General features: G+C 69.1%; 20 protein-coding genes. 9 read left to right on the top strand and 11 right to left on the bottom strand.

Annotated elements, in window-relative coordinates:
* Positions 1-2: 2 nt before the first annotated feature.
* Positions 3-1,970: an alpha-1,4-glucan--maltose-1-phosphate maltosyltransferase gene (locus NAG42_RS40995; RefSeq protein WP_250037927.1), complete on the bottom strand. Its 1,968-nt coding sequence runs from the start codon at positions 1,968-1,970 to the stop codon at positions 3-5.
* Positions 1,971-2,377: 407 nt separating this feature from the next.
* Here NAG42_RS40995 and NAG42_RS40990 point away from each other — a divergent pair, with 407 nt between their 5' ends.
* The 4 genes from NAG42_RS40990 to NAG42_RS40975 all read left to right on the top strand — a co-directional run bounded on the left by NAG42_RS40990 (position 2,378) and on the right by NAG42_RS40975 (position 5,517).
* On the top strand, positions 2,378-2,950 hold the full coding sequence (locus tag NAG42_RS40990) for a hypothetical protein (protein WP_250037926.1): 573 nt from the start codon (positions 2,378-2,380) through the stop codon (positions 2,948-2,950).
* A gap of 172 nt (positions 2,951-3,122) precedes the next feature.
* Complete coding sequence (locus NAG42_RS40985) at positions 3,123-3,629, top strand: SigE family RNA polymerase sigma factor (protein ID WP_250037925.1); 507 nt, start codon at positions 3,123-3,125, stop codon at positions 3,627-3,629.
* A complete protein-coding gene (locus NAG42_RS40980; RefSeq protein WP_250037924.1) occupies positions 3,619-4,551 on the top strand; it encodes a hypothetical protein in 933 nt (310 codons plus the stop codon). Before NAG42_RS40985 ends, NAG42_RS40980 begins: the two co-directional genes overlap by 11 nt.
* 3 nt (positions 4,552-4,554) lie before the next feature.
* Positions 4,555-5,517: a hypothetical protein gene (locus NAG42_RS40975; protein WP_250037923.1), complete on the top strand. Its 963-nt coding sequence runs from the start codon at positions 4,555-4,557 to the stop codon at positions 5,515-5,517.
* 40 nt (positions 5,518-5,557) lie between these two features.
* Here NAG42_RS40975 and NAG42_RS40970 read toward each other — a convergent pair whose 3' ends face one another.
* Positions 5,558-6,019: a PPOX class F420-dependent oxidoreductase gene (locus NAG42_RS40970; RefSeq protein WP_250037922.1), complete on the bottom strand. Its 462-nt coding sequence runs from the start codon at positions 6,017-6,019 to the stop codon at positions 5,558-5,560.
* Between the two features lie 2 nt (positions 6,020-6,021).
* Positions 6,022-6,819, bottom strand: a complete 798-nt coding sequence (gene ppgK, locus NAG42_RS40965; RefSeq protein ID WP_250037921.1) for a polyphosphate--glucose phosphotransferase — start codon at positions 6,817-6,819, stop codon at positions 6,022-6,024.
* 211 nt (positions 6,820-7,030) lie between these two features.
* Here ppgK and NAG42_RS40960 point away from each other — a divergent pair, with 211 nt between their 5' ends.
* Positions 7,031-7,795 (top strand): RNA polymerase sigma factor SigF, encoded by a 765-nt coding sequence (locus NAG42_RS40960; protein ID WP_250037920.1) that lies wholly within the window; start codon positions 7,031-7,033, stop codon positions 7,793-7,795.
* 141 nt (positions 7,796-7,936) lie between these two features.
* On the opposite strand, the gene NAG42_RS40955 is transcribed toward NAG42_RS40960, so the two are convergent.
* Both NAG42_RS40955 and NAG42_RS40950 read right to left on the bottom strand, forming a co-directional pair.
* The gene (locus NAG42_RS40955; RefSeq protein WP_250037919.1) at positions 7,937-8,503 is read right to left on the bottom strand and encodes a YflT domain-containing protein; all 567 of its coding nucleotides are present in this window, start codon (positions 8,501-8,503) and stop codon (positions 7,937-7,939) included.
* On the bottom strand, positions 8,500-9,483 hold the full coding sequence (locus NAG42_RS40950; RefSeq protein WP_250037918.1) for a phosphatase PAP2 family protein: 984 nt from the start codon (positions 9,481-9,483) through the stop codon (positions 8,500-8,502). Before NAG42_RS40950 ends, NAG42_RS40955 begins: the two co-directional genes overlap by 4 nt.
* Positions 9,484-9,705: 222 nt before the next feature.
* Between NAG42_RS40950 and gsmA the strand changes: the two genes are divergently transcribed.
* From gsmA to NAG42_RS40930, 4 genes are all read left to right on the top strand, one after another.
* Complete coding sequence (gsmA, locus tag NAG42_RS40945) at positions 9,706-10,842, top strand: sporangiospore maturation cell wall hydrolase GsmA (protein ID WP_250037917.1); 1,137 nt, start codon at positions 9,706-9,708, stop codon at positions 10,840-10,842.
* A gap of 74 nt (positions 10,843-10,916) precedes the next feature.
* On the top strand, positions 10,917-13,235 hold the full coding sequence (locus NAG42_RS40940; protein ID WP_250037916.1) for an ATP-binding protein: 2,319 nt from the start codon (positions 10,917-10,919) through the stop codon (positions 13,233-13,235).
* 43 nt (positions 13,236-13,278) lie between these two features.
* The gene (locus NAG42_RS40935) at positions 13,279-14,067 is read left to right on the top strand and encodes an aldo/keto reductase (RefSeq protein WP_250037915.1); all 789 of its coding nucleotides are present in this window, start codon (positions 13,279-13,281) and stop codon (positions 14,065-14,067) included.
* 69 nt (positions 14,068-14,136) lie between these two features.
* Entirely contained in the window at positions 14,137-14,712 is a 576-nt protein-coding gene (locus NAG42_RS40930; RefSeq protein ID WP_250037914.1) for an arsenate-mycothiol transferase ArsC, read from the top strand.
* Positions 14,713-14,760: 48 nt separating this feature from the next.
* Here NAG42_RS40930 and NAG42_RS40925 read toward each other — a convergent pair whose 3' ends face one another.
* Genes NAG42_RS40925 through NAG42_RS40900 form a run of 6 tightly spaced genes read right to left on the bottom strand, consistent with a single transcriptional unit; the run spans position 14,761 to position 21,867 of the window.
* Positions 14,761-16,137, bottom strand: coding sequence for a tyrosine-protein kinase domain-containing protein (locus tag NAG42_RS40925; protein WP_250038065.1), 1,377 nt, complete (start codon positions 16,135-16,137; stop codon positions 14,761-14,763).
* Positions 16,058-17,434: an O-antigen ligase family protein gene (locus NAG42_RS40920; RefSeq protein WP_250037913.1), complete on the bottom strand. Its 1,377-nt coding sequence runs from the start codon at positions 17,432-17,434 to the stop codon at positions 16,058-16,060. The genes NAG42_RS40925 and NAG42_RS40920 overlap by 80 nt, the downstream gene beginning before the upstream one ends.
* Entirely contained in the window at positions 17,422-18,393 is a 972-nt protein-coding gene (locus NAG42_RS40915; protein WP_250037912.1) for a glycosyltransferase family 4 protein, read from the bottom strand. The genes NAG42_RS40920 and NAG42_RS40915 overlap by 13 nt, the downstream gene beginning before the upstream one ends.
* Positions 18,390-19,250, bottom strand: coding sequence for a glycosyltransferase family 2 protein (locus tag NAG42_RS40910; RefSeq protein WP_250037911.1), 861 nt, complete (start codon positions 19,248-19,250; stop codon positions 18,390-18,392). Before NAG42_RS40910 ends, NAG42_RS40915 begins: the two co-directional genes overlap by 4 nt.
* The gene (locus NAG42_RS40905) at positions 19,247-20,413 is read right to left on the bottom strand and encodes a glycosyltransferase (RefSeq protein ID WP_250037910.1); all 1,167 of its coding nucleotides are present in this window, start codon (positions 20,411-20,413) and stop codon (positions 19,247-19,249) included. Before NAG42_RS40905 ends, NAG42_RS40910 begins: the two co-directional genes overlap by 4 nt.
* A complete protein-coding gene (locus NAG42_RS40900) occupies positions 20,410-21,867 on the bottom strand; it encodes a flippase (protein WP_250037909.1) in 1,458 nt (485 codons plus the stop codon). The genes NAG42_RS40905 and NAG42_RS40900 overlap by 4 nt, the downstream gene beginning before the upstream one ends.
* Position 21,868 lies beyond the last annotated feature (1 nt).

Genomic DNA, 21,868 nt, shown 5'->3' with positions numbered 1-21,868 from the left:
TGTTAACTAGCCGGCTGGATCACGAACACGTGCGCCGGCTCGACGTACGGATCGATCCGCACGGCGTTGTGCTGTCCCCACTCGTACGTGGCCCCGGTGATCTGATCGGTCACCGTGAACCGTTCGTGCCAGTCCATGCCGAGCTCCGGCATGTTCAGCACGGTGTTGCCCCACTGCACGCTCGTCGAGTCGAAGCTGACGACGACAAGAACCGTGTTACCCGTGTCGGGGTCACGCTTCGAGAAGCACAGCAGGGACGAGTTGTCGATGTCGTGGAATCTCAGGTTCCGGAGCCAGTGCAGAGCGGGATTCTCGTCGCGGATCTGGTTGAGCCGGGTGATGTACGGCGCCAGCGACCGGCCGGTCCGCTCGGCCGTGGCCCAGTCCCGCGGCTTGAGCTCGAACTTCTCGTTGTCGATGTACTCCTCGGCGCCCGGCCGCGGGACGTGCTCGAAGAGCTCGTATCCGGAGTACATGCCCCAGGACGGCGTGAGCATGCTTGCCAGGACGGCGCGAATCTTGAACATCGGCGGGCCGCCGTGCTGCAGCGACTCGTGCAGGATGTCGGGCGTGTTGGGCCAGAAGTTGGGCCGCATCCAGTCGATCGTGGTCAGCAGCGTCTCCATGTATTCACGCATCTCCCAGGCCGTGGTGCGCCAGGTGAAATACGTGTACGACTGGGTGAAGCCGACCTTGCCGAGCCCGTTCATGACGGCCGGCCGGGTGAACGCCTCGGCCAGGAAGAGCACCTCGGGGTTGGTCTCCTTGACCTTGGCGATCAGCCACTGCCAGAAGTTCATCGCCTTGGTGTGCGGGTTGTCGACGCGGAAGATCTTGACGCCGGTGCCGACCCAGTGCATGACGACGCGGTAGACCTCCTCACGCAGCTTCTTGTAGTCGTTGTCCCAGTTGATCGGGTAGATGTCCTGGTACTTCTTGGGCGGGTTCTCGGCGTAGGCGATGCTGCCGTCGGCCCGCCGGGTGAAGAACTCGGGGTTCGACTTGACCCACGGGTGGTCGGGTGCGGCCTGCAGGGCCAGGTCCATGGCGACCTCGAGGCCGTGCTCCTCGGCGGTGGCGATGAAGGTCTTGAAGTCCTCCAGCGTGCCCAGCTCGGGGTGGATCGCGTCGTGGCCGCCCTCCTCGGAGCCGATCGCCCACGGCGAGCCGACATCCTCGGGCCGGGCCACCAGCGTGTTGTTCCGGCCCTTGCGGTTGATCTTGCCGATCGGGTGGATCGGCGGCAGGTAGAGGACGTTGAAGCCCATGCCGGCGACGGCCGGGATGCGCTGGGCGGCGGTGGCGAACGTGCCGTGCTTGATCGGGGTCGCCTCGGGGCCGATCTCGGCGCCCTCCGAGCGCGGGAAGAACTCGTACCACGCCGAGTAGAGCGCCCGCTCGCGGTCGACCCAGATCGCGTACGACCGGGTGGTGGTCACGAGCTGGCGCACCGGGTGGTGCCAGAGCAGCTCCTCCAGGTCGAGCGCGGGGGAGACCCGGGCGAACAGTGACCGCTGCTCGTCACGCAGGGCGGCGGCGGCGGAGCGGACCCGCTCCTCATCGTGCTGCAGCACGATCTTGGCCGCCAGGTCGAGCACCTCGGCGCCCTCGGCCAGGTCGTTGGCCAGGTCCTCCAGGCCCTGGCCGGCGCCGATCTTCTTGACCACCGCGTTGCGCCAGGTCCGGTACGGATCGTCGAACGCCTCCACCGTGAACGTCCACCGGCCGACCCGGTCGGGACGGATCACGCCGTGCCACTGGTCGAGGCCGGGCTCACCGGGTCGCAGGCGGGTGAACGGCTCGGATTCGCCGTCGGGACCGCGCCATACCACGTTGACGCCGAGGGCGTCGTGTCCTTCTCGATAGGACACCGCGGAAACCGGCACCAATTCGCCGACGACCGCCTTTGCCGGATAGCGGCCACACGACACCGAGGGCGTCACGTCTTCGATGGGAAAGCGACCGGTCATGATCTCCACCGTAATCTGAGGGCGCGGACGGGTTCGGCGAATACAGACCGCCGTCAGGGCATACTTCTCCGCTGTGGAGGCGCCGCAAACGATGGCGTGCCGATGCGCTCAACCTACCGGAGTCCGGTCAGCCGGGCTCATCCAGGCGAGGCGGTGCGCCCCCGGCGAAATCCGCCAATTCGGCCGCGACGATCATCCGTTCATGATTACCGAGTCTGATCATCGGAACGTTACCGGTCGGCAAAATAATGTTTCCCGTCCGGCGGCCCGGCAGCGTGCACGGGAGCGTGTCGGTTGCTCGGCGGTCCCATCTCGGTGACCCTTCTCAGATACCCCTCCCCGGCCGCCGAGTGATCCGGTGTGACGCGGGCCGACCTGGTGCCGCGCCGAAGCGGAGGAGTACCCACGTGGCCGGACCGTCTGTCGAGCTGTCGCCTGTCATCGCGGCGAGCACGCACTGGCTGTCGCGTGCTTACCCCTCGGGGAGCGCCGACACCATCGCGCACACCCTGTCGGAGCTGCAGGCCCGTCAGGCCGTGACGGTCGCGGCGTGGCTGCGCTACCCGACCGAGGTCGACGCGGCGCTGGTCGCCATCGCCGGCCCGGGTGGCTCGGCGGTCCTCGACTGGCGGGCCGGCAGCGAGCCCGAGGACGAGGAGGCCGAGGACGAGGGCTGGCGCACCTGGGTCGACGAGGTCGTGGTCAGCTGGGCCGCCTGCCTGCTGGCCGACCCGGAGCTGGCCCGGCGCGGGGTCGACGCCGTGATCGCGGCGGTGCCGCTGGCCCAGGACCGGCCGCTGCCCTACCCGCGGGCCGGGACGGCGCCGGCCGAGTTCCGCCGCTTGCTCGAGCCGGACGCCCGTGACCTGGACGCGGCGGTGCTGCTGCGCCACCCCGACCTGCTCGAGCCGATCGCCTCGATGCACCGTGACACGCTGCTCTATCTGCTGGACGCCGAGCAGGTCGAGCAGAGCGCCTGATCCTGCGGCTCACGAAGGCCGGTACTCCCGTCGAGGGGGTGCCGGCCTTCCGCCGTCTGCGGGCTGTTCGGGCACTTGGCCTGAATCGGGGAAGAAAGTTTTCCGCTCATGCAGCATTCTTGCGGCGCCGGACGTTACCGGTGCACAACGAAGACGAGCGGGGAGTTCGCGGATGCGCGATGCGGACAGCTTCGACGAGTTCTACCGGGACACGTCCGCCAGGATGTTGCGCTACGGCTACGCGCTGACCGGGGATCTCGCCGAAGCTCAGGATGTGGTGCAGGAGGCGTACACGAGAGCGTGGCGCCACTGGCGGACGGTGGCGGCCCACCCGACGCCCGAGGGGTGGCTGCGGCTCACCGTCTCGCGCCTGGCCACTGACCGGTGGCGCCGGCTGAGTGGGTGGCGGGCGGCCGTACGCCGGGCCGGACCACCCGAACCGGTCGGCCCGCCCAGCGAGGACGCCGTCTGGCTGACCGCGGCGCTGCGCCGGCTGCCCGCGCCCGTCCGGCAGGCGGTCGCGCTGCACTACCTCTTCGACCTGCCGGTGGCGGCCATCTCGGCCGAGACCGGCGCCCCCGTCGGCACGGTCACCTCGCGGCTGTCCCGCGGCCGCACCGAGCTGGCCGCGATGCTCACCCCCGCGTCCCGCACGCCGGAGGTCAAGAATGCCGAATGAGATCGAGCGGAGTTTCGACGCCCTCTCCGCCGACACCGAGCGGGGCCTGCTGCTCTCCGGTCCCGAGCTGCGCCACCAGGCCGCCCGCCGCCACTCCCGCCGCGTCGCGGTGACCGTCTCGGCCGCGGCCGTGCTGGTCGTGGCGGCCATCGGCACCGGCTGGGCGATGGCCGGCGACGGTCAGCCGTCGGTGCTGCCGCCCGCCGCCAGTGGCCCCGGCACGCCGTCCGGCTCGGCTTACCTGGGTGGCCCGGTGACGAGCGCGCCCGTTCCGTCCTCGGCGCCCACCACGACCCCGCCGACCACCACCCCGTCGTCCACGCCGCCGACCAGCCGGCCGCCGGCCATCCCGAAATCGATCCCGGCCCGGGCGCTGCTCTCCGACGCCGACGCCGGCATCTCGGATGTGGCCCCGGTCGAGGACCCCTTCCGGCAGCTCGAGTTCTGCTCGAAGGCGAAGTTCCCGAGCGAGGACAAGGTGGGGGTGCGGTCGACGGTGCGGATGTTCTACCGCGGACCCGAGTCGGAACCCAGCTCGGTTCCGGACGACTCGGTCCGCAACACCGTCACCGTCTATCGCGGCGACGGGGCCGAGAGCTACCTGGCCGAGCTGCGGAAGGCGGTCCAGGCCTGCCCGACCGGCAAGACCGGTGACTCCGAGGCGGAGTTCGACTCGCTCGGGTCGCTGGGCGTGGGCGACGAGTCGATCCTGATCGACCGCTCCTACGAGGCCCGCGACGATGCGGGCGAGCCCATGAACAACGGGTCGCGCAACCACACGTACATCGCGGCGATCCGGGTCGGCGACGCGGTCACCCTGGTCGACGGTCAGGGCTACGAGGGCTGGGGGGCCAGCCGGGCCGACTTCACCAAGCAGCTGGCCGGCCGGGCCGCGACCCGGCTCGGGGACTGGCGAGGCTGACCGGTGCCCGACGACCTGCAGCGCGCCTTCGCGGCGCTCTCGTCGGACAGCGAGCGCGGCCTGCTGCTGACCGGACCCGAGTTGCGATACCAGGCCGAGCGCCGCCGGTCCCGCCGGGCCGGGCTGACCGCGACGGCCACCGCGGTGCTCGTCGCGGCCGCGCTCGGCGCCGGGTGGGCGGTGACGAACGCGGACGGCGGGCAGTCGGCGTCGCCGCCGACCGGCAGCGGCCCCGGGCCGGCCCCCGTGGTGAGCCGGACGCCGAGCCTCGCTCCGCCGTCCTCGGCGCTCCCGAGCGATCCGCCATCGACCACGCCACCCTCCAGCGCGCCGCCGCCCCCGGTCACGCCATCCGTCCGGCCGCCCACCAGCGAGCCGGCGGTCGTCGCGGAGGCGATCCCGGAAAAGGTCCCGGACCAGGTGCTGCTGGCCCAGACCGACGCCAACGCGACCGTCACGGAGATGCCCAAGCCGTTCGGCGTGCCCGAGTTCTGCGCGGCGGCGACCTTCGCCAGCCAGAAGCAGCTGGGCGTCAGCGCGTCACGGGTGTCGCGCTACCGCAAACCGGACACCCCGCCCGAGAACATCCCGGACGACGGGGTCTACAACACCGTCGGCGTCTATCGCGGTGACGGCGCCGAGGACTACCTGACCGACTTGCGCCGGGCCACCGACGTCTGCGCGACCAGCCGGGTCCGCGGTCTCGACGCGCGGTTCGGCCTGCTCGCGCCGCTGGGGGTGGGCGACGAGTCGGTGCTGATCGAGCGGTCGTACGAGGACGTCGACGCCGAAGGCAGGCCGGTGAAGAACGGCCGGTGGCTCAACACGTATGTCGCGGCGGTCCGGATCGGCGACGCGGTGACCCTGATCGACTGCCGCGGCTACGAGAACCTCTCGTCGGACGTGACGACAGCCCGGACGCTCGGCACAGCCCTGGCCAAGCGGCTGGACGCGTGGCGGGGGTGACCGGCGAGGCCCGGGCCGCAACGGCCCGGGCGCCGCTGTCTCAGGCCAGACGGGCCGGGAAGCCGCCGGTGGCGATGGGGCCCCAGCGGTCGATGGTGATCCGGATCAGGGACTTGCCCTGGTCACGCATCGCCTGGCGGTACTCGTCCCAGTCGGGGTGCTCGCCGGAGATGACCCGGAAATACTCGACCAGGGGCTCGATCGACTCCGGCTGATCGAGCACCTCGGCCGTGCCGTCGACCTGCACCCACGCGCCGCCGAAGTCGTCGGAGAGCACGCAGACCGACACCAGCGGGTTGCGCCGCAGGTTGTAGACCTTGGCCCGCTCGGGATAGGTCGAGATGACGATGCGGCCCTCGGTGTCGACACCGCACGTGTTGGGTGACGCCTGCGGCCGGCCGTCGCGCCGGGTGGTCATCAGGATGGCCTTGTGGCGCGGGCGCAGGAACTCGAGCAGCTCCTCGCGGGTCGCCTCGGTGTTGGTGGCAATCGTGCGTGGCATTTCTACTCCGTCACCCTCGCGCCGGCCTCGTGCGGCGTCACCCCGTCGTCGGCGGTCTTGCGCCCGTCGATCTCGGCGATGCGGGCCGCGCCGATGATGCCGGCGTTGTTCAGCAGCGTGGCCGGGACCATCGGCGTCCGGATGTCGATCAGCGGCAGGAAGCGGTCGGCTTTCTTGCTCACCCCGCCGCCGATGATGAACAGCCGCGGGGAGAGCAGCATCTCGACGTGGGCCAGGTAGTCGCGGACCCGGCCGGCCCATTTCTCCCAGCTCATGTCGTCGGCCTCGCGGGCCCGGTCGGACGCCCTGGTCTCGGCGTCGTGACCGTCGAGCTCGAGGTGGCCGAACTCGGTGTTGGGGATCAAGGTGCCGTCGAGGAACAGCGCGCTGCCGATGCCGGTGCCGAACGTCAGCATCATGATCAGGCCGGTCTGGCCGCGGCCCGCGCCGAAGGCGACCTCGGCCACGCCGGCCGCGTCGGCGTCGTTGAGCACCGACACGGGCTTGCCCAGCCGCTCGGTGAACAGCCGCGCGGCCGGCGCGTCGAGCCACGACTTGTCGACATTGGCCGCGGTGCGGGTGACACCGTCGACCACCACGCCCGGGAAGGTGATGCCGACCCGGTCGTACTGCCCCTCGAACTGCGCCGCCACCTCGGCGACCGCCTCGACCACGCTGGTGACGTCGGACGGCTGGGGGGTGGGCACCCGGTACCGCTCGGCGAGCAGCTCGCCCCGGGCGGTGTCGACCGGGGCCCCCTTGACCCCTGAGCCGCCGATGTCGATGCCGAGAATGGCCATGGTGTTTCCCGTCTTGAGGTACCGGTTGTGCCCCGCTGTTTACCACGGAGCCCCGACATTAAATCCCGTCGCCCGTCCGGGGGCCTCAGGCGGGGCGGGGTGACCCTCGTACTTTCGGCTAGGCAGGGCTCAGCTTCTCAGTTAGCGTTGAGTCACTGAACGGTCGCCGCGTGCGGGCACGGCTCTCTGCCCGCCCCCTGGAGGACCTGAAATGACCGTGTCCGTCGCCGAGCAAACCGCTTCCGACCTCCTGGCCGCGCTGTCCGCGCTGCCCGACGATCATCCCGGCCGCCACCGAATGCGCGACCGCGCGATCGAGGCCTGGCTGCCGCTGGCCCGCCACCTCGCGCACCGCTACTCCGGCCGCGGCGAGCCCACCGACGACCTGGTTCAGACGGCCACCGTCGGCCTCATCAAGGCCGTCGACAAGTTCGACCCCGAGCGCGGCGTCGACTTCGCCGGCTACGCGATCCCGACCATCATCGGCGAGATCAAGCGCCACTTCCGCGACCGCACCTGGTCGGTCCGCGTGCCCCGCCGCCTGCAGGAGCTGCGCCTCGCGATCACCGAGGCCAACGCCACGCTGACCCACAGCCTCGGCCGCTCCCCGACCGTCGCCGACGTCGCGACCCACCTCGGGGTCAGCGAGGAAGACGTGCTGGAGGGCCTCGAGGGCGCCCGCGCCTACAACGCCGCCAGCCTGTCGACCCCGGTCACGGCCGACGGCACCACCGAGCTGGGCGACACCCTCGGCGGCGAGGACTACGAATACGAGCTGGCCGAGACCCGCGTCGCCCTCGGCCCGGCCCTGGCCACCCTGGACGAGCGCGAGCAGAAGATCCTGACGCTGCGCTTCTACGGCAACCTGACCCAGTCGCAGATCGCCGACCAGGTGGGCATCTCGCAGATGCACGTCAGCCGGATGCTGACCCGGGCGCTGACCAAGCTCCGGATCGAGCTCCGCGGCACGCTCTAGGTTTTCGAGCGTCACCATTTACGCAGGTCGCCCGGGTAGGGCGAGCGTTCTGGGCGCGCCGGCGCCCTGCTCGCCCTGCCCGGGCCCTCGACGGGAGTTGCGGTCCGCACCACCCACCCCGCCACGACATCCCGTTCTTGGTTATTGGGCGCCGGACGCCTGCCAGTTCAGCGAGACGAGGAGCGACCGCGCCTGCTCGGCCACCTCGGAGTCGGTGACCACGGCGTACTGCCCGGCCTGGATGGACGACCGGGAGGCGAAGTCGCGGCGGCCGCCGGTGGCGGCGTGGGCGATGGCGCCGAAGACGGCCCCCCAGACCGCGCCGATGAGCAGGCAGACCAGGATCACGGCGAACCAGCTGGAGTCGCTGAACAGGCCGAACAGCAGGCCGACGAAAAGACCGAACCAGGCGCCGCTGGCCGCGCCGGCCAGGGCGGCCCGGGCGACGGTGACCCGGCCCAGCACGTTCTCGACGAGGCGCAGGTCGGTGCCGATGATGGCCGAGCGCTCGACCGGGAACTTGTTGTCGCTGAGCGTGTCGACGGCCTTCTGCGCCTGCGCGTAGTCGGGATAGGTGCCGACCACGACGGTCGGCGAACCGGCGGCGGCCTGGGTCTGCGAGGGCAGGCTGGGCACTCCGGCCGGGCCGGCCGGGACTCCGCCGGCGGTCGTCGGGTTGATCGGGTTATCGGGGGTGGGCGCGGTCATTTCGTACCTCCCTTGACGCGGCGACCGGCGGATGCCAGGACGCCGGACTTCTTTTTCGCGGGCGCTTTCGTCGCGGTCCTCGCCGGAGCGTCCGCGGGGGTGGCCGGCGCCGGGATGAGCGAGGCCGCGGTCAGCCGGGCCCAGATCAGGAACGCCCCGGCCGCGGCGGCGGTGACCGCGGCCGAGCCGGCCAGGAAAGCGAACCGGCCGGAGACGAGATCGGGCATCGCGCGCTCGGACAGGGCGACCGCGGCCAGCCCCAGCAGCCCGGCCGCGGCGGTGACGGCACCGGTCAGGAGCAGCGGCAGCGTGACAACCCGGCTGGGTCGCCGGAGTTCGACCGGCCGGAGCAGCCGGGTGACGAAGACCGCGAACGCGCCCCACGCCAGCGAGACCATCAGCGCCGCCACGGTGTCGCTGGGACGGTGCCACTCGGCCCAGACCGTGGCCACCGCGATCACCGTGACATAGCCGAAGCCGACCAGGGCGACCATGCCTCGCAACGCCTGCGGGAGCACGAGGATCACCGCGAAGGCGACCGAGGCGGCGGCGGTCGTGTGCCCGCTGGGGAATGAGTTCGACATCCCGGCGCCGTCCAGGTCGGGCCGGGGCAGCTGGGTCTTGAGCAGCTGCGTGGTGGCGTTCGCGCCGATCACCAGCAGGGTCGCGCCGATCGCCAGGTCGAGCCGGCGGCGCAGTGCCCCGAAGACGGCGGCGAACACGCAGACCAGCACGAGGCTGATCAGGCTGGTCCCGTTGAGCGTGCGCTCGAGCACCCCGACCACCTGGGGATGGTGGACGTCGGCACCGCGCATCACGATGGTGTCGATCTGCTGGCCGAGCGTGCTGCGGACCGCCACCTGATAGAGCGCCACGACGGCGAGGGTGGCCAGGACGGCGACACCAGCCGGCGCCAGCAGGTGACGGGAGGCGCGGGCAGGGGTAGCCGAGGCCGGCTGGGGGGACGCCAGAACCGTCATGGGCGGTGTCCTTCAAGTGGGGCTGTCAGGGCGCTAGGGCGATTGCCCAACCGGTCGCTTTTCTAAGCGCGTCGAATCATAAGTCTCAGTGAGTTCACCGCGACACATCCGCCACGTGTGCGTCTGGTCGCAACTGGACTGCACCCTCGCGCGCTCGGACCCCGCAACGCTGCGCCGACACCTTCTTAACGGACGCCGCCCGTTGAGAAGGAGACGTTTTAGATGAGGCAGTACGCCCGCCGGTTCGCCGGCCCGCTGCTCGTGTTCGCCGTCGGTGCCGGTCTGGTGGCCGCGCCCGGTGTGGCGAACGCGGCCGCGGTCTCGGCCACGATCGACGTGCGCACCACGCTCAAGGTGCGATCGGGGCCCTCGCTCGCCGCCCAGGTGCTCGGCTCGGTCCGGGACAACCAGAAGGTCTCCGCCGTCTGCGCGGTCACCGGCCAGAGCGTACGGGGCTCCGTGCGCACCACGACCCAGTGGGACAAGCTCAGCACGGGTGGGTACGTCACCCACGCGTACGTGCGAAGCGGCGCCATCAAGCGCTGCGCGACCACCTCGCCGCAGGCCGAGGCGGTCAAGGCCAAGCCGGCCCCGGCCGCCACCACCTACAAGGTCGGCACCGTGCGCAGCGCGGACGGCAAGGTCAACATCCGCTCCGGTCCGTCGACCACCGCCCCGGTCCGCCGCGTCGTCGCCAGCGGCGTCAAGGTCAACGGTCTCTGCTACGTGCCCGGCGCGATGGTCAACGGCACCATCCGCTCGACCACCCAGTGGAACAAGCTCACCGACGGCAACTACATCTCCCACGCGTACGTCGTGACGGCCGCGCTCAAGCCCTGCCCGGGCACTCCGGCCACGCCGTCGGCGCCGGCCGTGGCGCTGACCCCGGAGCAGTTCATCAAGGCCGCCGTGCCGGGCGCGCAGCTCGGCTGGCGCGAGTACGGCGTACCGGCCTCGGTGACGATCGCCCAGGCGATCCTCGAGTCGGGCTGGGGCCGCAGCGGCCTGGCGTCGGTCGACCGCAACTACTTCGGCATCAAGTGCCAGAACGGCAAGTACGGCACGCTGGCCAACGGCTGCCACGACTACCGCACCCAGGAGTGCACCAAGGCCGGCAACTGCTTCACCACGACGGCGACCTTCCGGACGTACGCCTCGATGGGGCACTCGTTCCGTGACCACGGCAACTTCCTGAGGGTCAACCCGCGGTACTCGCCGGCGTTCAACTACACCACCAACGCGAACGCCTTCATCTGGAACGTGTGGAAGGCCGGTTACGCGACCGACCCGAACTACTACACCAAGGTCACGACCCTGATGGCGCAGCAGAAGCTGTACCAGTACGACACCTGGAAGTAAGCGCCCCGCCCCGCAGCAGCCCCCGTCGGCCGAACACGGCTGACGGGGGCGATTTGCGCCTTATGCTGGCTTCGGTGAAGCGACGGGAACCCTCAGCCGCCGCGGCGGACACCCGCCGCGGGCGGCTCACCGGTCTCCTTCTGGCCGGCGTCGTCCTGCTCGCCGGGCTGGCCGTCGTCTTCTTCGTCTACGCGGTCGTCCGCTCGGCCCAGCACGAGAACGCCGACCGGGTCATGAACCAGCGCACCGAGATGGCCCACGCGGCCGTGCTGACCGAGACCGAGCGATACCGGTCGCTGGTCGAGACGGCCGCCGCGGGCATCGGCACCGACCCCGAGCTGACCTGGGAGGGCTTCGACGCCGCGACCGCGCCGCTGGCCTCGGCCAACCTGGTCGGCGCGGCGTCGCTGGCCTACGTCGTGCCGGCCACCGGGAGTGAGATCCCGGCTTTGCAGGAGCTCTGGCGGTCCCGGGGTGCCGAAGGGCTCCGGCTGCGCCCGGCCGTGGCCGGTCAGGAGCACTACTTCTCGATCTTCACCCGGCCCCTGAACGTCGCCGGCCCGCAGATGAACGGCCTCGACGTGGCCGCCGCGCCCGAGGCGGCCGCCGCCCTGAAGGACTCGCGCCGGATCGGCCAGCCCAGTGTCTCCGACACGTACATCCTGCTGCGCGACCGCAACCTGCCCGCCGCCCAGCAGCAGCGCTCGTTCGTCTTCGCCGCCCCGATCTGGACGCGGGCCAGCTATCCCCAGTTCCGGGGCTGGCTGGTCCTCGGCCTGCGCGGCACCGACTTCCTCAAAGGCATGCTGGCCACCGTCAGCCAGGGCCAGCTCGACGGCGAGCTGCTCGCCACCAACCGCGACGGCGCCCGTACGGTCGTCGCCGGATACACCGTCCCCGGCGACACCGACCTGCGGCGCAGCGTCGACTTCGTCGTCGCCGACCGGAAGTGGACGCTGATCACCCGGGCCGACGCCGCGCGCCTGCCCGGCGCCTCCAGCACCCTCCCGCTGACCATGCTGCTCACCGGCATCGCCATGTCGGCGCTGCTGGCCGGCCTGGTCTACGTGCTGGCGACCGGCCGGGCCCGGGCCGAGGCCCGGGTGCAGGTGGCGACGGCCGGCCTGCGCGCGGCCGAACAGGAAAGCCGCCGCCAGGCCGGCCTGCTCGGCGCGATCATGGCCAGCATCGGCGACGCCGTCGGCGTGGTCGACGAGCGTGGCGCGTTCCTCATGCACAACCCGGCCGCGCGGGCCCTGCTGGGCGTCGCCTCCGACGAGGACGACCCGGCCCAGTGGCAAGAGCACTACGGCCTGTACCGCCCGGACGGGCGCACGCCGTTCCCGGTCGAGGAGATGCCGCTGATCCGGGCGCTGCGCGGCGAGTCGTGCGACGGCGTCGAGATGGTCGTGCGCAACGCCCACCGGCCCGAGGGCGTGCTGGTCAGCGTGGACGGGCGGCCGCTCGACACCAGCGCCGACCGGCACGGCGCGGTGGCCGTCTTCCACGACATCACCGAACTGCGCCGCTACGAGAACGACCTGGCCGTCTTCGCCGGCGTCGTGGCCCACGACCTCAAGGCGCCGCTGTCGGTGATCCGCGGGCACTGTGAGGCCGTGCTCGAGGACCTCCCACCGGACGCGGACGTCGAGCGGAGCCTGCAACGGATCGTCTTCGCGGTCGACCGGATGGCCGGCCTGATCGACACCCTGCTCGCCTACAGCACCGCCCGGGACGCGCCGCTGCGCACCCGCCCGGTCGACCTGGCGGCCCTGGTCGGCGAGGTGGTCCACGACCGTACGGCCCACCTGCCGCCCGGCGCCCGGCCGGAGATCACCGTCGGCGCGCTGCCGCCGGTGACGGCCGACCCGGCGATGCTGCGGCACGTGCTCGACAACCTCATCGGCAACGCCCTCAAGTACGTGCGACCCGGCACCGCTCCCCGTGTCGACGTGACCGGCTCGCTCACCGGTGACCGGGCCCGGATCGAGGTCGCGGACCGCGGGATCGGCATCCCCGACGACGCCAAGCCCGACGTCTTCGACAGCTTCCACCGGGCGCACGCCGAGGCCGGATACGCCGGCACCGGCCTGGGCCTGGCCATCTGCAAACGCATCGTCGAACGCCACGGCGGCGAGATCGGTGTGGCCGACAACCCCGGAGGCGGAACCCGCTTCCACTTCACTCTTCCCGAGGAGAACCCGATGAAGTCACCCGACAACGAGGCTGAGACCCGCGCCGCCCTGGAACGCGCCCTGGCCGAACGAGCCGCGATGGAGAACGCCCGGCTGCCGGGGCTGAGCGCCCTGCCCGCCGCCGATCCGTCCGCCCACGACCCGGCCGCGGCCCGCCTGCGGGCCCCCGTGCCCGACCACCACCCGCGCCCCGAATAACGCGGGGGTGTCGCGCCCCCGAAGGAGGGGCAGGATGGGAGTCATGACGATTCCCGCACTGCCGCTTCCCAAGGCGGCTGACGGCACCCCGGTCGAGATGCCGCTGCTCGGCTTCGGCACCTGGCAGCTGAAGGGCGAGTCCGCGTACCAGGCGGTCCGGGACGCGCTCGAGGCCAGCTACCGCCACCTGGACACCGCCACCATGTACGGCAACGAGGCCGAGGTGGGCCGCGCCCTGAAAGACTCGGGCGTCCCCCGCGACCAGGTGTTCATCACGACGAAGCTTCCGCCGGAGCGCGCGGGCAAGGAACGCCAGACCATCGAGGCGTCGCTGCGCGCCCTCGGCGTCGACGCGGTCGACCTGTGGCTGATCCACTGGCCGCCGCACCGCGGCCGATCGGTCAAGGTGTGGCAGCAGTTCGTCGCCGCCCGGGACGAGGGCCTGACCCGGGCGATCGGCGTCAGCAACTACGACACCGGCGAGATCGACGAGCTCACGACCGAGACCGGCCAGACGCCGGCGGTCAACCAGATCCGCTTCGGGCCGTCCCTCTACGACGCCCGCGTCCTGGCCGCGCACCGGGAGCGGGGTGTGGTGCTGGAGGGCTACTCACCCTTCAAGACGACCAACCTGCACGACCCGGCCTTGACCGGTATAGCGGCCACCCACGGCGTGGACCCGGCGCGGGTCGTTCTCCGCTGGCACGTCCAGCACGAGATCGTGGTCATCCCCAAGTCCCAGACCCCGGAACGCATCGCCCGCAACGCCGACATCAACAGCTTCGTCCTGACCGACGAGGAGATGCGAGCGATCGACGCCCTGGGCCGCTGATCCTGATCGATCCTCTCGACAGGTATCCTGAGCAGGGAAGACAATCTTGGGAAGGAGGCTGCGGCCGGTTTGGGCGGCATCCTGCACGTCTGCACGGGCAACCAGGCCAGATCGCCGTTCGCCGAGCGCCTCATGATCCACGAGTTCTGGCAGCACTTCGGACCGGCGGCCCACTCGGTGCTGATCACCAGCGCGGGCACGCAAGGTCCGGCCGGTGTCGCGATGCAGCCGATGGCACTCGCCGAGCTGGAGCAGCGGGGAGTGGACGGCTCCACCTTCCGGTCACGGCAACTTTCCGGGAACGAAGCGCGTCACGCGCACATCGTCCTCACCGCCACCCGAAGCCACCGAGATCAGGTGGTGGGCGAGGCGCCGCTGGCGTTGCGCGACAAGACGTTCACGTGGCGCGAGATCGCCTGGCTGCTCGACGGCGTCAGGGCGTCCGACATCCCGGGCACGTACGTAGCCGAAAAGGTCCTCAACCTCCCGTGGGTCGCTGTTCAAAGGCGAGGCTTCCTGACCCCTCTCCCGCCGCACCGCTTCGATGTGGATGACCCGATGGGCGGGACAAAGAAGGACTACCGTCGTGCCTCGGGCCAGATAGCCGAAGCCATCGACGCCATCGTTGCCGCTCTGAAGGCGTAGGGCACCCACTCATGTGCGTGCTGAGACTCGTCTGGAGGTGACCGCCTCTCAGGCCTGCTTGGCCTGCTCAGTCTGCTTGGTCTGCTCGGACCGCTTGGTCTGCCGCGGCACAGCCTTCGGCGTCGTGGCCGCGTAGTACCCGCCGTAGGCGCTGCTCTTCCTGTTCCGCTTCACCCGGTTGGCGATCACGCCGAGGATGGGGGCGCCGGCTGTACGCAACGCCTCGACCGCGCCCTCGAGCTGATCGGTCCGCGTCTTGCCCACCCGGGCCACTACCAGCGCCCCGTCTGTGGCCCGAGCCAGGATGGCGGCATCGGTCACCGGCAGGAGCGGCGGCGAGTCGAAGACGACCGTGACACCCGAGGCGCGGAACGACTCGATCATCTTGCTGAGCTGAGCCGAGCCGAGCAACTCGCTGGGATTCGGCGGAGTGGGGCCGGCAGGCAGGAGGAAAAGCGGCGTGTCCGGCCGCCACCGCTGAACCGCCTGGTTGGCCGGCACTTCGCCCATCAGGACGTTGGTCAGCCCGACGGCGCCCGACACGGCGAAGCGATCAGCGACGGTGGGCCGCCGGAGATCCGCGTCGATGAGCACCACCTGCTGCCCCGACTGCGCCAGACTGATGGCGAGGTTGGTGGCGGTGGTCGTCTTGCCGTCGCCCGAGAGGGCGCTGGTAACTACGAAGATCCCGATCTTCCGGTCCACCGAGAGGAACCGGATGTTGGTGCGCAACTGACGGTAGGCCTCAGCCCGAGGCGATGGGTCCTGACCCGAGATCAGGGGGCGTTCCTTGGCCTTGGGATCATCGATGACGGTGCCGAGCAGCGGTGCGTCAGCAATCTTGACGACCTCGGTGGTGTGGTGAATGGTGCGGTCGAGCGCGCGACGAAGAACAGCCGCGGTGATGCCGAGGGCAAGGCCCAGCAGCAGTCCAGCCACGATGTTCAGCGCGGCCTTCGGGGACACTGGGTCGGAGGCGAGAATTGCCGCCCGGGTCACTGACACCTTTACCGGTGAGACTTTGGCGCCGGTGGGGGTCTCAATCGCCTGGATAAAGCGTGGGAACTCGGTCGAGATTGACTCCGCGATAGCCTTGGCCCGCTTCGGTGAGGGATCCGTTACGGAGACGTTGAGCAGTACGGTATCAGCGGGCGATTCTGCTTTGACTGAGCTTGCCAGTTGTTCCGGAGAATACGGCAGGCTGAGGTCCTTTATGACTGATCGCATGACAGTTGAGCTTGTTACGATATCGGCATACGATTTGACCCGCTGCTGGGTGAAGGTGCCGCCTTGGTTGAGCTGATTAAGGTCGGACCCGGCGCTGGTCGAGATGAAAAGCTGGACGCTACTGCTGTAGATGGGAGTAGCCGACCACGTGTAGATGCCTGCCGCAGTGATCCCGGCCAGCGCTATGATGGTGACCATCAACCAGTGCACACGAATTGCGCGAAGGTATTCGACGAGAGACATCGAGCTCCAATTGCGATAGAGGGGGAACGACAATGACCAGAACAAAAGCCATCAGCGATCCGGTCTCGAAAAAGAAGTAGTCGTTCAGGCCCTGGGCCAACTGGCCGATAAGGGCGGCGACGAAGAGTCCGTGCATCGGGGCGCCCATCCCGCGAAGCTTGCTGAACAACGGGACAAGAACGGAGTATCCCGACAACAGAAGAAAACCCGCTGCGGCCAGCCATCCGCCATCGAGGGCGATCTGTGTGAAAAGATTGTGGACGTGAGCGAGTGGCTGCATCGTATGGATCGCGCCACTGGCGGCCATCTCGCGAAAACCTCCCCAACCTAAACCGAAAGGGTGCGAGCGTGCCAGATTCAACCCTATGTCCTGAAGGGAGTAGCGCACGATGTCGCCACCTTGGTCTTCGGAAAATCTGGTCAGCGTCGTAGCAACAGTTTCCGCAGGTAGTAAGAAGTAGGCCGTCGCTACAGCTGCGGCAACACCGCCGATCCTGCGTACCAGTCTTCCCGGATGGCTGACCGAAGCTGCTACAAGCACTGCTGCACCGACGGCAGCCAGCAGAAGTGCGCCACGCGAAGCGGCGGCGACGACTTGACTGAGGGTTATACCGACACATAAAAGGGATAGAGCCAGGAGGCTCGGTTGTCTGATCCGGACACTTTCCAGAATGATTCCGAAGCCTATGACGAATGAAACGGCGATGAAGTTCGCATAGTTGGAGTAATAGCCGAAGGTTGAATCTGGGTGGTCAGCGAACGGCGGCCCGACCTGCGGTAAATAGATTGCCGCCGACTGTAACCATCCGATGGTCGCGACAACGGCTCCCAAGACTGTTACGGTCACCCCGTAGCGGCGGAGCACTGCGACTCCTCCGGTGGTGATGGTTGCGTATACGGCGAGTCCCCAGTTGAGTACCAGCGCCCACCGTATGAAACCGAGCACCGCAATGACCGGATCCACTGATTGCGTCACGGCCAAGGCGTGACCTGCCAGCAGAAGCAGCGCACCCACCTTCATCGGTCGCGGAACGGTGGTCCGCCACCAGCGACTGGCGAGCGGTGGGGCAAATAACAGCAGAACCAGCAGTGACAGTTCGACCTGAATGCCGAGGATCGTCACCTCTCTGGTCACGCAGGTCGCCGCCATGGCCACCTGGGCCAGCAGCACGTGACGGTTGTGAGTCAGTACGAATATGTGGGCGAATATCAGGCCGACGATGAGTGCGGCCACCCCCGTCAATGGATCCATGTTTGAACCGAAATGCGTTGAAGCAGTGCCGACCACTGTTGCCGCATGGCGTCGAGTGAGTTGTTGGCCCTGACATAATTGGCCGCCGCAGTTGCTCCCGCCATATTGGCTGACAGGTCGCGCATCGCCATAAGGAACCCGGCCCGGTCACCTCGTGGGGCGGTGAGCGGCAGGTAGGCTGGGACATCGGCCACCAGCGTGTTGATCCAGCCGACCCGCGACGCGATCACTGGTGTGCCGGCGGCCAGCGCCTCCAAGACTGCCAGTGAGCACGCCTCGTAGTCGCTGGGCGAGAGGACACAGTCAGCCGCCCGTACCCAGGTCTGCAGCTCCGCCGGACAGAGCACACCCAAGCTTTCGCCGCCGGGGAAACTGCCGGCACCCGCCGTGAACAGGTCGTATCCCGCTGCCGCGCTGACTTCCGATGCAAGGTCGGGGCGCTTTCTGTCCTCTGCGCGGCCGACGAAGAGGGCTATTCGTTGGTCGTCGGTAACGCCGACGCGGCGACGGGCTTCGCCACGAGTGATCAGCGGCCGTAGCGATTCGACGTCGACCGAGTTGGGGATCACCTGATGTGTCGCCATGCGGTACCACCGATGCAGTTCTCCGGCCGTTGTGGCCGAGACCGCGACGCGATGGGCGCCGCTCCCGGCTCGGATCTCTCGCGCGGCACCCTGGAGTAGCCATTTCAGACGCCATTGAAGTGATCCGTGCCGGTAGCTGTAGCGCACGTGCTCGACCCAGCAGCCGTGATAGACGTGGATGCGCGGCGCAGCCGTGGATGCTCCCGTCATGCCGTTGGTGATGGCGAGGTCAACGCTCATCCGTTCAACGTCCGCCGACGTGACCACCATGGTGTCGTGCCCGAGGGCGCTCAGGCAGTCGTCGAGCGTGTGGCAGAACCGCTCGACCCCACCGGAGCTGCTCGTCGGGTCAGGACTGACGATCGCGATCCTCATCGCGCTGCCGCCGGCTTGAGACGTCTGACGGCCGCCCGTAACAGAGGCTTGCTTCGCTGCCGTACGACGGTGAACTGATGGTGCGCCTTCCCTCGGATCTGGCCATTGCGGCGCAGCCAGGCGCCGTGCTTCGAGAGGAAGAGCCAATTGTTACGCAGGACCCAGTACTCATATGTGAGCTTGGCGTTGTGCTCGATGCCACCGCTTGATCTGTCACGCAGGTAGGTGAAGGCGCGTGAGGTCGCAACAACCTTGTAGCCGGCACGCAGCGCGGAGATGAAGAAATCGGACTCCTCGCGGTAGAAGTTTCCCCCGTATCGCTCATCGAAGTGAACAGAGTCGAAGACAGTTCGCCGGTACAGCCCGTTGGACGGCAACCAGTAGCACTCTTGCCAGTCGCCGACCGGAAATGTGCTCGGGTGATCCAGGGCAGGCCCGCCGGGGACGCGGGGAGTTCGAGCGACCGCCGCGTCCAGGCTCTCACCGGGGCGTAGGTGCAGCCAGGGGACGCCGACGATGTCAGCCTCGGCGGCCTCAGCCGTCTCCAGCAGGATGGTCAGGAAATGTGAGCTCAACTGGTCGTCGTCGTCCAGCAGAAGGACCCATTCGGCGGTTGCCGCTCGGGTGCCGATGTTCTTGGCCGCCGGAACGCCCCGGTTTGAGGGCAGGGCAAGGACTCGGAGCCGTTTGTCAGTCGTGGCCAGATCCCGCAGGGCCGGGACAGTGTCGTCAGTCGCCCCATCGACCACGAAAATGGCCTCTGCGCACGTATCCTGAGCGAGTGCCCATTCGGCGCGCCGCATTGCCAGCTCACGCCGGTTTCTCGTGCAGACAACGATCGATACCTTTTGCTTCATGACTCGGTCCTCACGGCCTGACTGCCCCGGGGCGGGGTCGGCGACATGGCTTCCAGCAGCGGTAGCGTGAGCCGAGACCAACTACGGTGCTGAAGCGTCCGCCTGGCTTCGTATTCAGCAGCGTGCCGGGCCTCAACGCCGTCAAGGGTCATGCCTATGGCAGTCGCGAACGCGTCGGGGCTGTCCGCCATGACGCATGCCTGCGTGCCTCGCAGTTCCTCCGGCACACTCCGGCTCGAATAGGCCGTCGCGACAACCACCCGCCCACGGCCCAGCGACTCAGTGACCTTGAGTTGTGCCCCGCCACCCACCTGGGCCGGTGTCAGCGACATGGCTGCGCCGGCGTATGCGTCGTCAACTCGATCCAGCGTGCCGATGACACTCACGCCGGGAAGGCGTATGCCTTTACGCAGCGCCTCACTGTTACGGCCCGCGATCACCAATCGCGCGTGTGGCACCTTACTGAGGACGGCCGGCCACGAGTGGCTGACGAAGTCCTCGATGGCGCGCAGATTGGGCTCGTAGTCGTAGGACGCCAGCGCCAGCACGTATCCGTCGGCGGGGGAGGGCGTGTAGTCGACGGTATCGACGCCGTTCGGGACGAGCACCGTTCGGGCGCCCCAGGATGACAACCGATCGGCATCGGACTGCGTCAACGCGACGCAGATGTCGGCGCCCACGGCCACGTCCGGTTCCCACCGGCGGGCTTTCCAGCTCTCGCCGAGCCGCACCGCTTTTCGGGCACCATTTGCCGACTTGGCGAGGGTGGCGAGCCGGTCACCCTCGATGTTGGCGAATTCGACGATGTGCCGGAATCCCGGTAAAGCACGCATGCCCGTTGCGGCGAGGTAGGAGTGCGACCAGTAGACGAAGTCGGGGGCGCGCTTGTCAGCCAGCCGCCGTAAGGACGGCAATACGGGGGCCAGGTGATGCTCGCCCAGGTGCGGTCGCAGCGAAGCCCGTGACCCGAGCCTCCCGGCCGGATGCCAGGGCAACGGGTGGACCGGAACCGGTGCGTCGACCACCCCGCCGTCCTTCAAGGGAAAGGCGACCTCGACATCGCAAGATTCCGCCAGAGCGGTGGCGACACGGGCCGTGCGCAAGCGGCCGCCATGGTGTTCCGGCCAGGGCTGTTCGACGCTGACGAGCAGGATGCGGGTCACAAGGCCCTCCTGGATACCGCCTGCTTGACGTCCGTGACGGTGATCGCCCGGGTGACGAGCAGGCCTGCGCCGAGCATCGCGACGGTCACTGCACCGGCGAGGATCCACGACCGGTCGAGGAAGGAAGCGCCGGCCGCCGTCGCGAGCAAGCCGACCGCGCAAATCGCCAGCAAGCGTGTAATCGGCGCCTTGGTCCGTAATCCGCGAGCCGCCAACGTCAGAGTTCCCAGCCCGATGGCTAGTTCGGTGAAGGCGCTCGTCGCGGCCGCGCCGGCTGCGCCCCACCGGTCGGTGGCCCAGAACTGCACGGCTAGGCTCACCACTGCGATCGAGATCGACTGCACGGCGAGAGCCTTCACCCGCCCCAACGCGATACAGGTCGTCGAGCCGATGTAGCCCATGCACATGCCGACGAAGGCCAACCCGAGCCACCGAAGAGGATTCATCGCGGGCTCGAACGCATCGCCGTACACGAACGTGGTGATCGGGCCGGCCAGGACGGCGAGCATGGCTGCTGTGCCGATACCGACGGTCACGCCGGTGCGGGAGGCCAGGCTGAAGATGACCTTCTTCCGAGCCGGGTTGTCGCGGTTCCGCGCAATCATCGGGAGCAGCGGCGCAACAACCAGCGCGGGAATGATCTGGGCGACGTCGATGAACTTGTACGCCGCCGAGTAGAAGCCCAATTCCTCGGCGCCGCGTGCGTGGAACAAGATGAGCGAATCGATCCGGTAGTACGCCATGGTGGCGAGACCGCTGATCGCCAGCGGCCAGGTCGCCTTGGCGATTGCGCCGAGGTGCTGCGTGCTCGGCCGCGTCAGCGGAATGACGCGCTTGTTCAAAAGGACGCCGGTCGCCGTCTGCAGGATCACCACGACGACTTGAGCGCACGCCAGCCAGAGCAGGCCATAGCCGGCCGACGAGGCCAGTACGACCGCGCCGAGCCAGAGAACGCCTTGTAGGACAGACAAACCGGCCGCGATCTCCGGCCGGAACTTCGCCGTGGATCCGGCAGTCAGAATGGACGCTGCCGACAGCGGCACCGACAGCGCCACGATGGCGACGGCCGTTCCCGAGCCCTCGAACGCGCCGAGTGCGGCCGCGAACAACAGCCCGGCCGTCGCTATCAGGGCCGCCGTCGTGCGGAGCGCGAGGCCGGTGCTCAGGATCGACCCGGCAGCGGTGCCCCGGTGATTCGCGATACGTGAGGCGACGGTCAGCGCCAGTCCCATGTCCGCCACCTGAGCCACACCGGTGGCGAGGGTGATAGCCAATGACAGTTGCCCGTAGCCGCCCGGCTCGAGATAGCGCGCCAGGATGGCCGTCGATGTCATGCCGACGACCAGCCCGGCGAGCCGGAGCCCGAGCGAGAAGGCGGTCGCCAGCGTGAGCGAACGTGCCGTCGGGGCCGCGGCTGTCGGGCCGGCCTTTTCCGTGGTTGTCTCAGTGGTCACT

It is taken from the genome of Paractinoplanes maris (assembly GCF_023544465.1).
Taxonomy (GTDB): domain Bacteria; phylum Actinomycetota; class Actinomycetes; order Mycobacteriales; family Micromonosporaceae; genus Actinoplanes; species Actinoplanes maris.
Note: the sequence above shows the minus strand (reverse complement) of the source record. Positions and strands in the feature narration are given on the sequence as shown.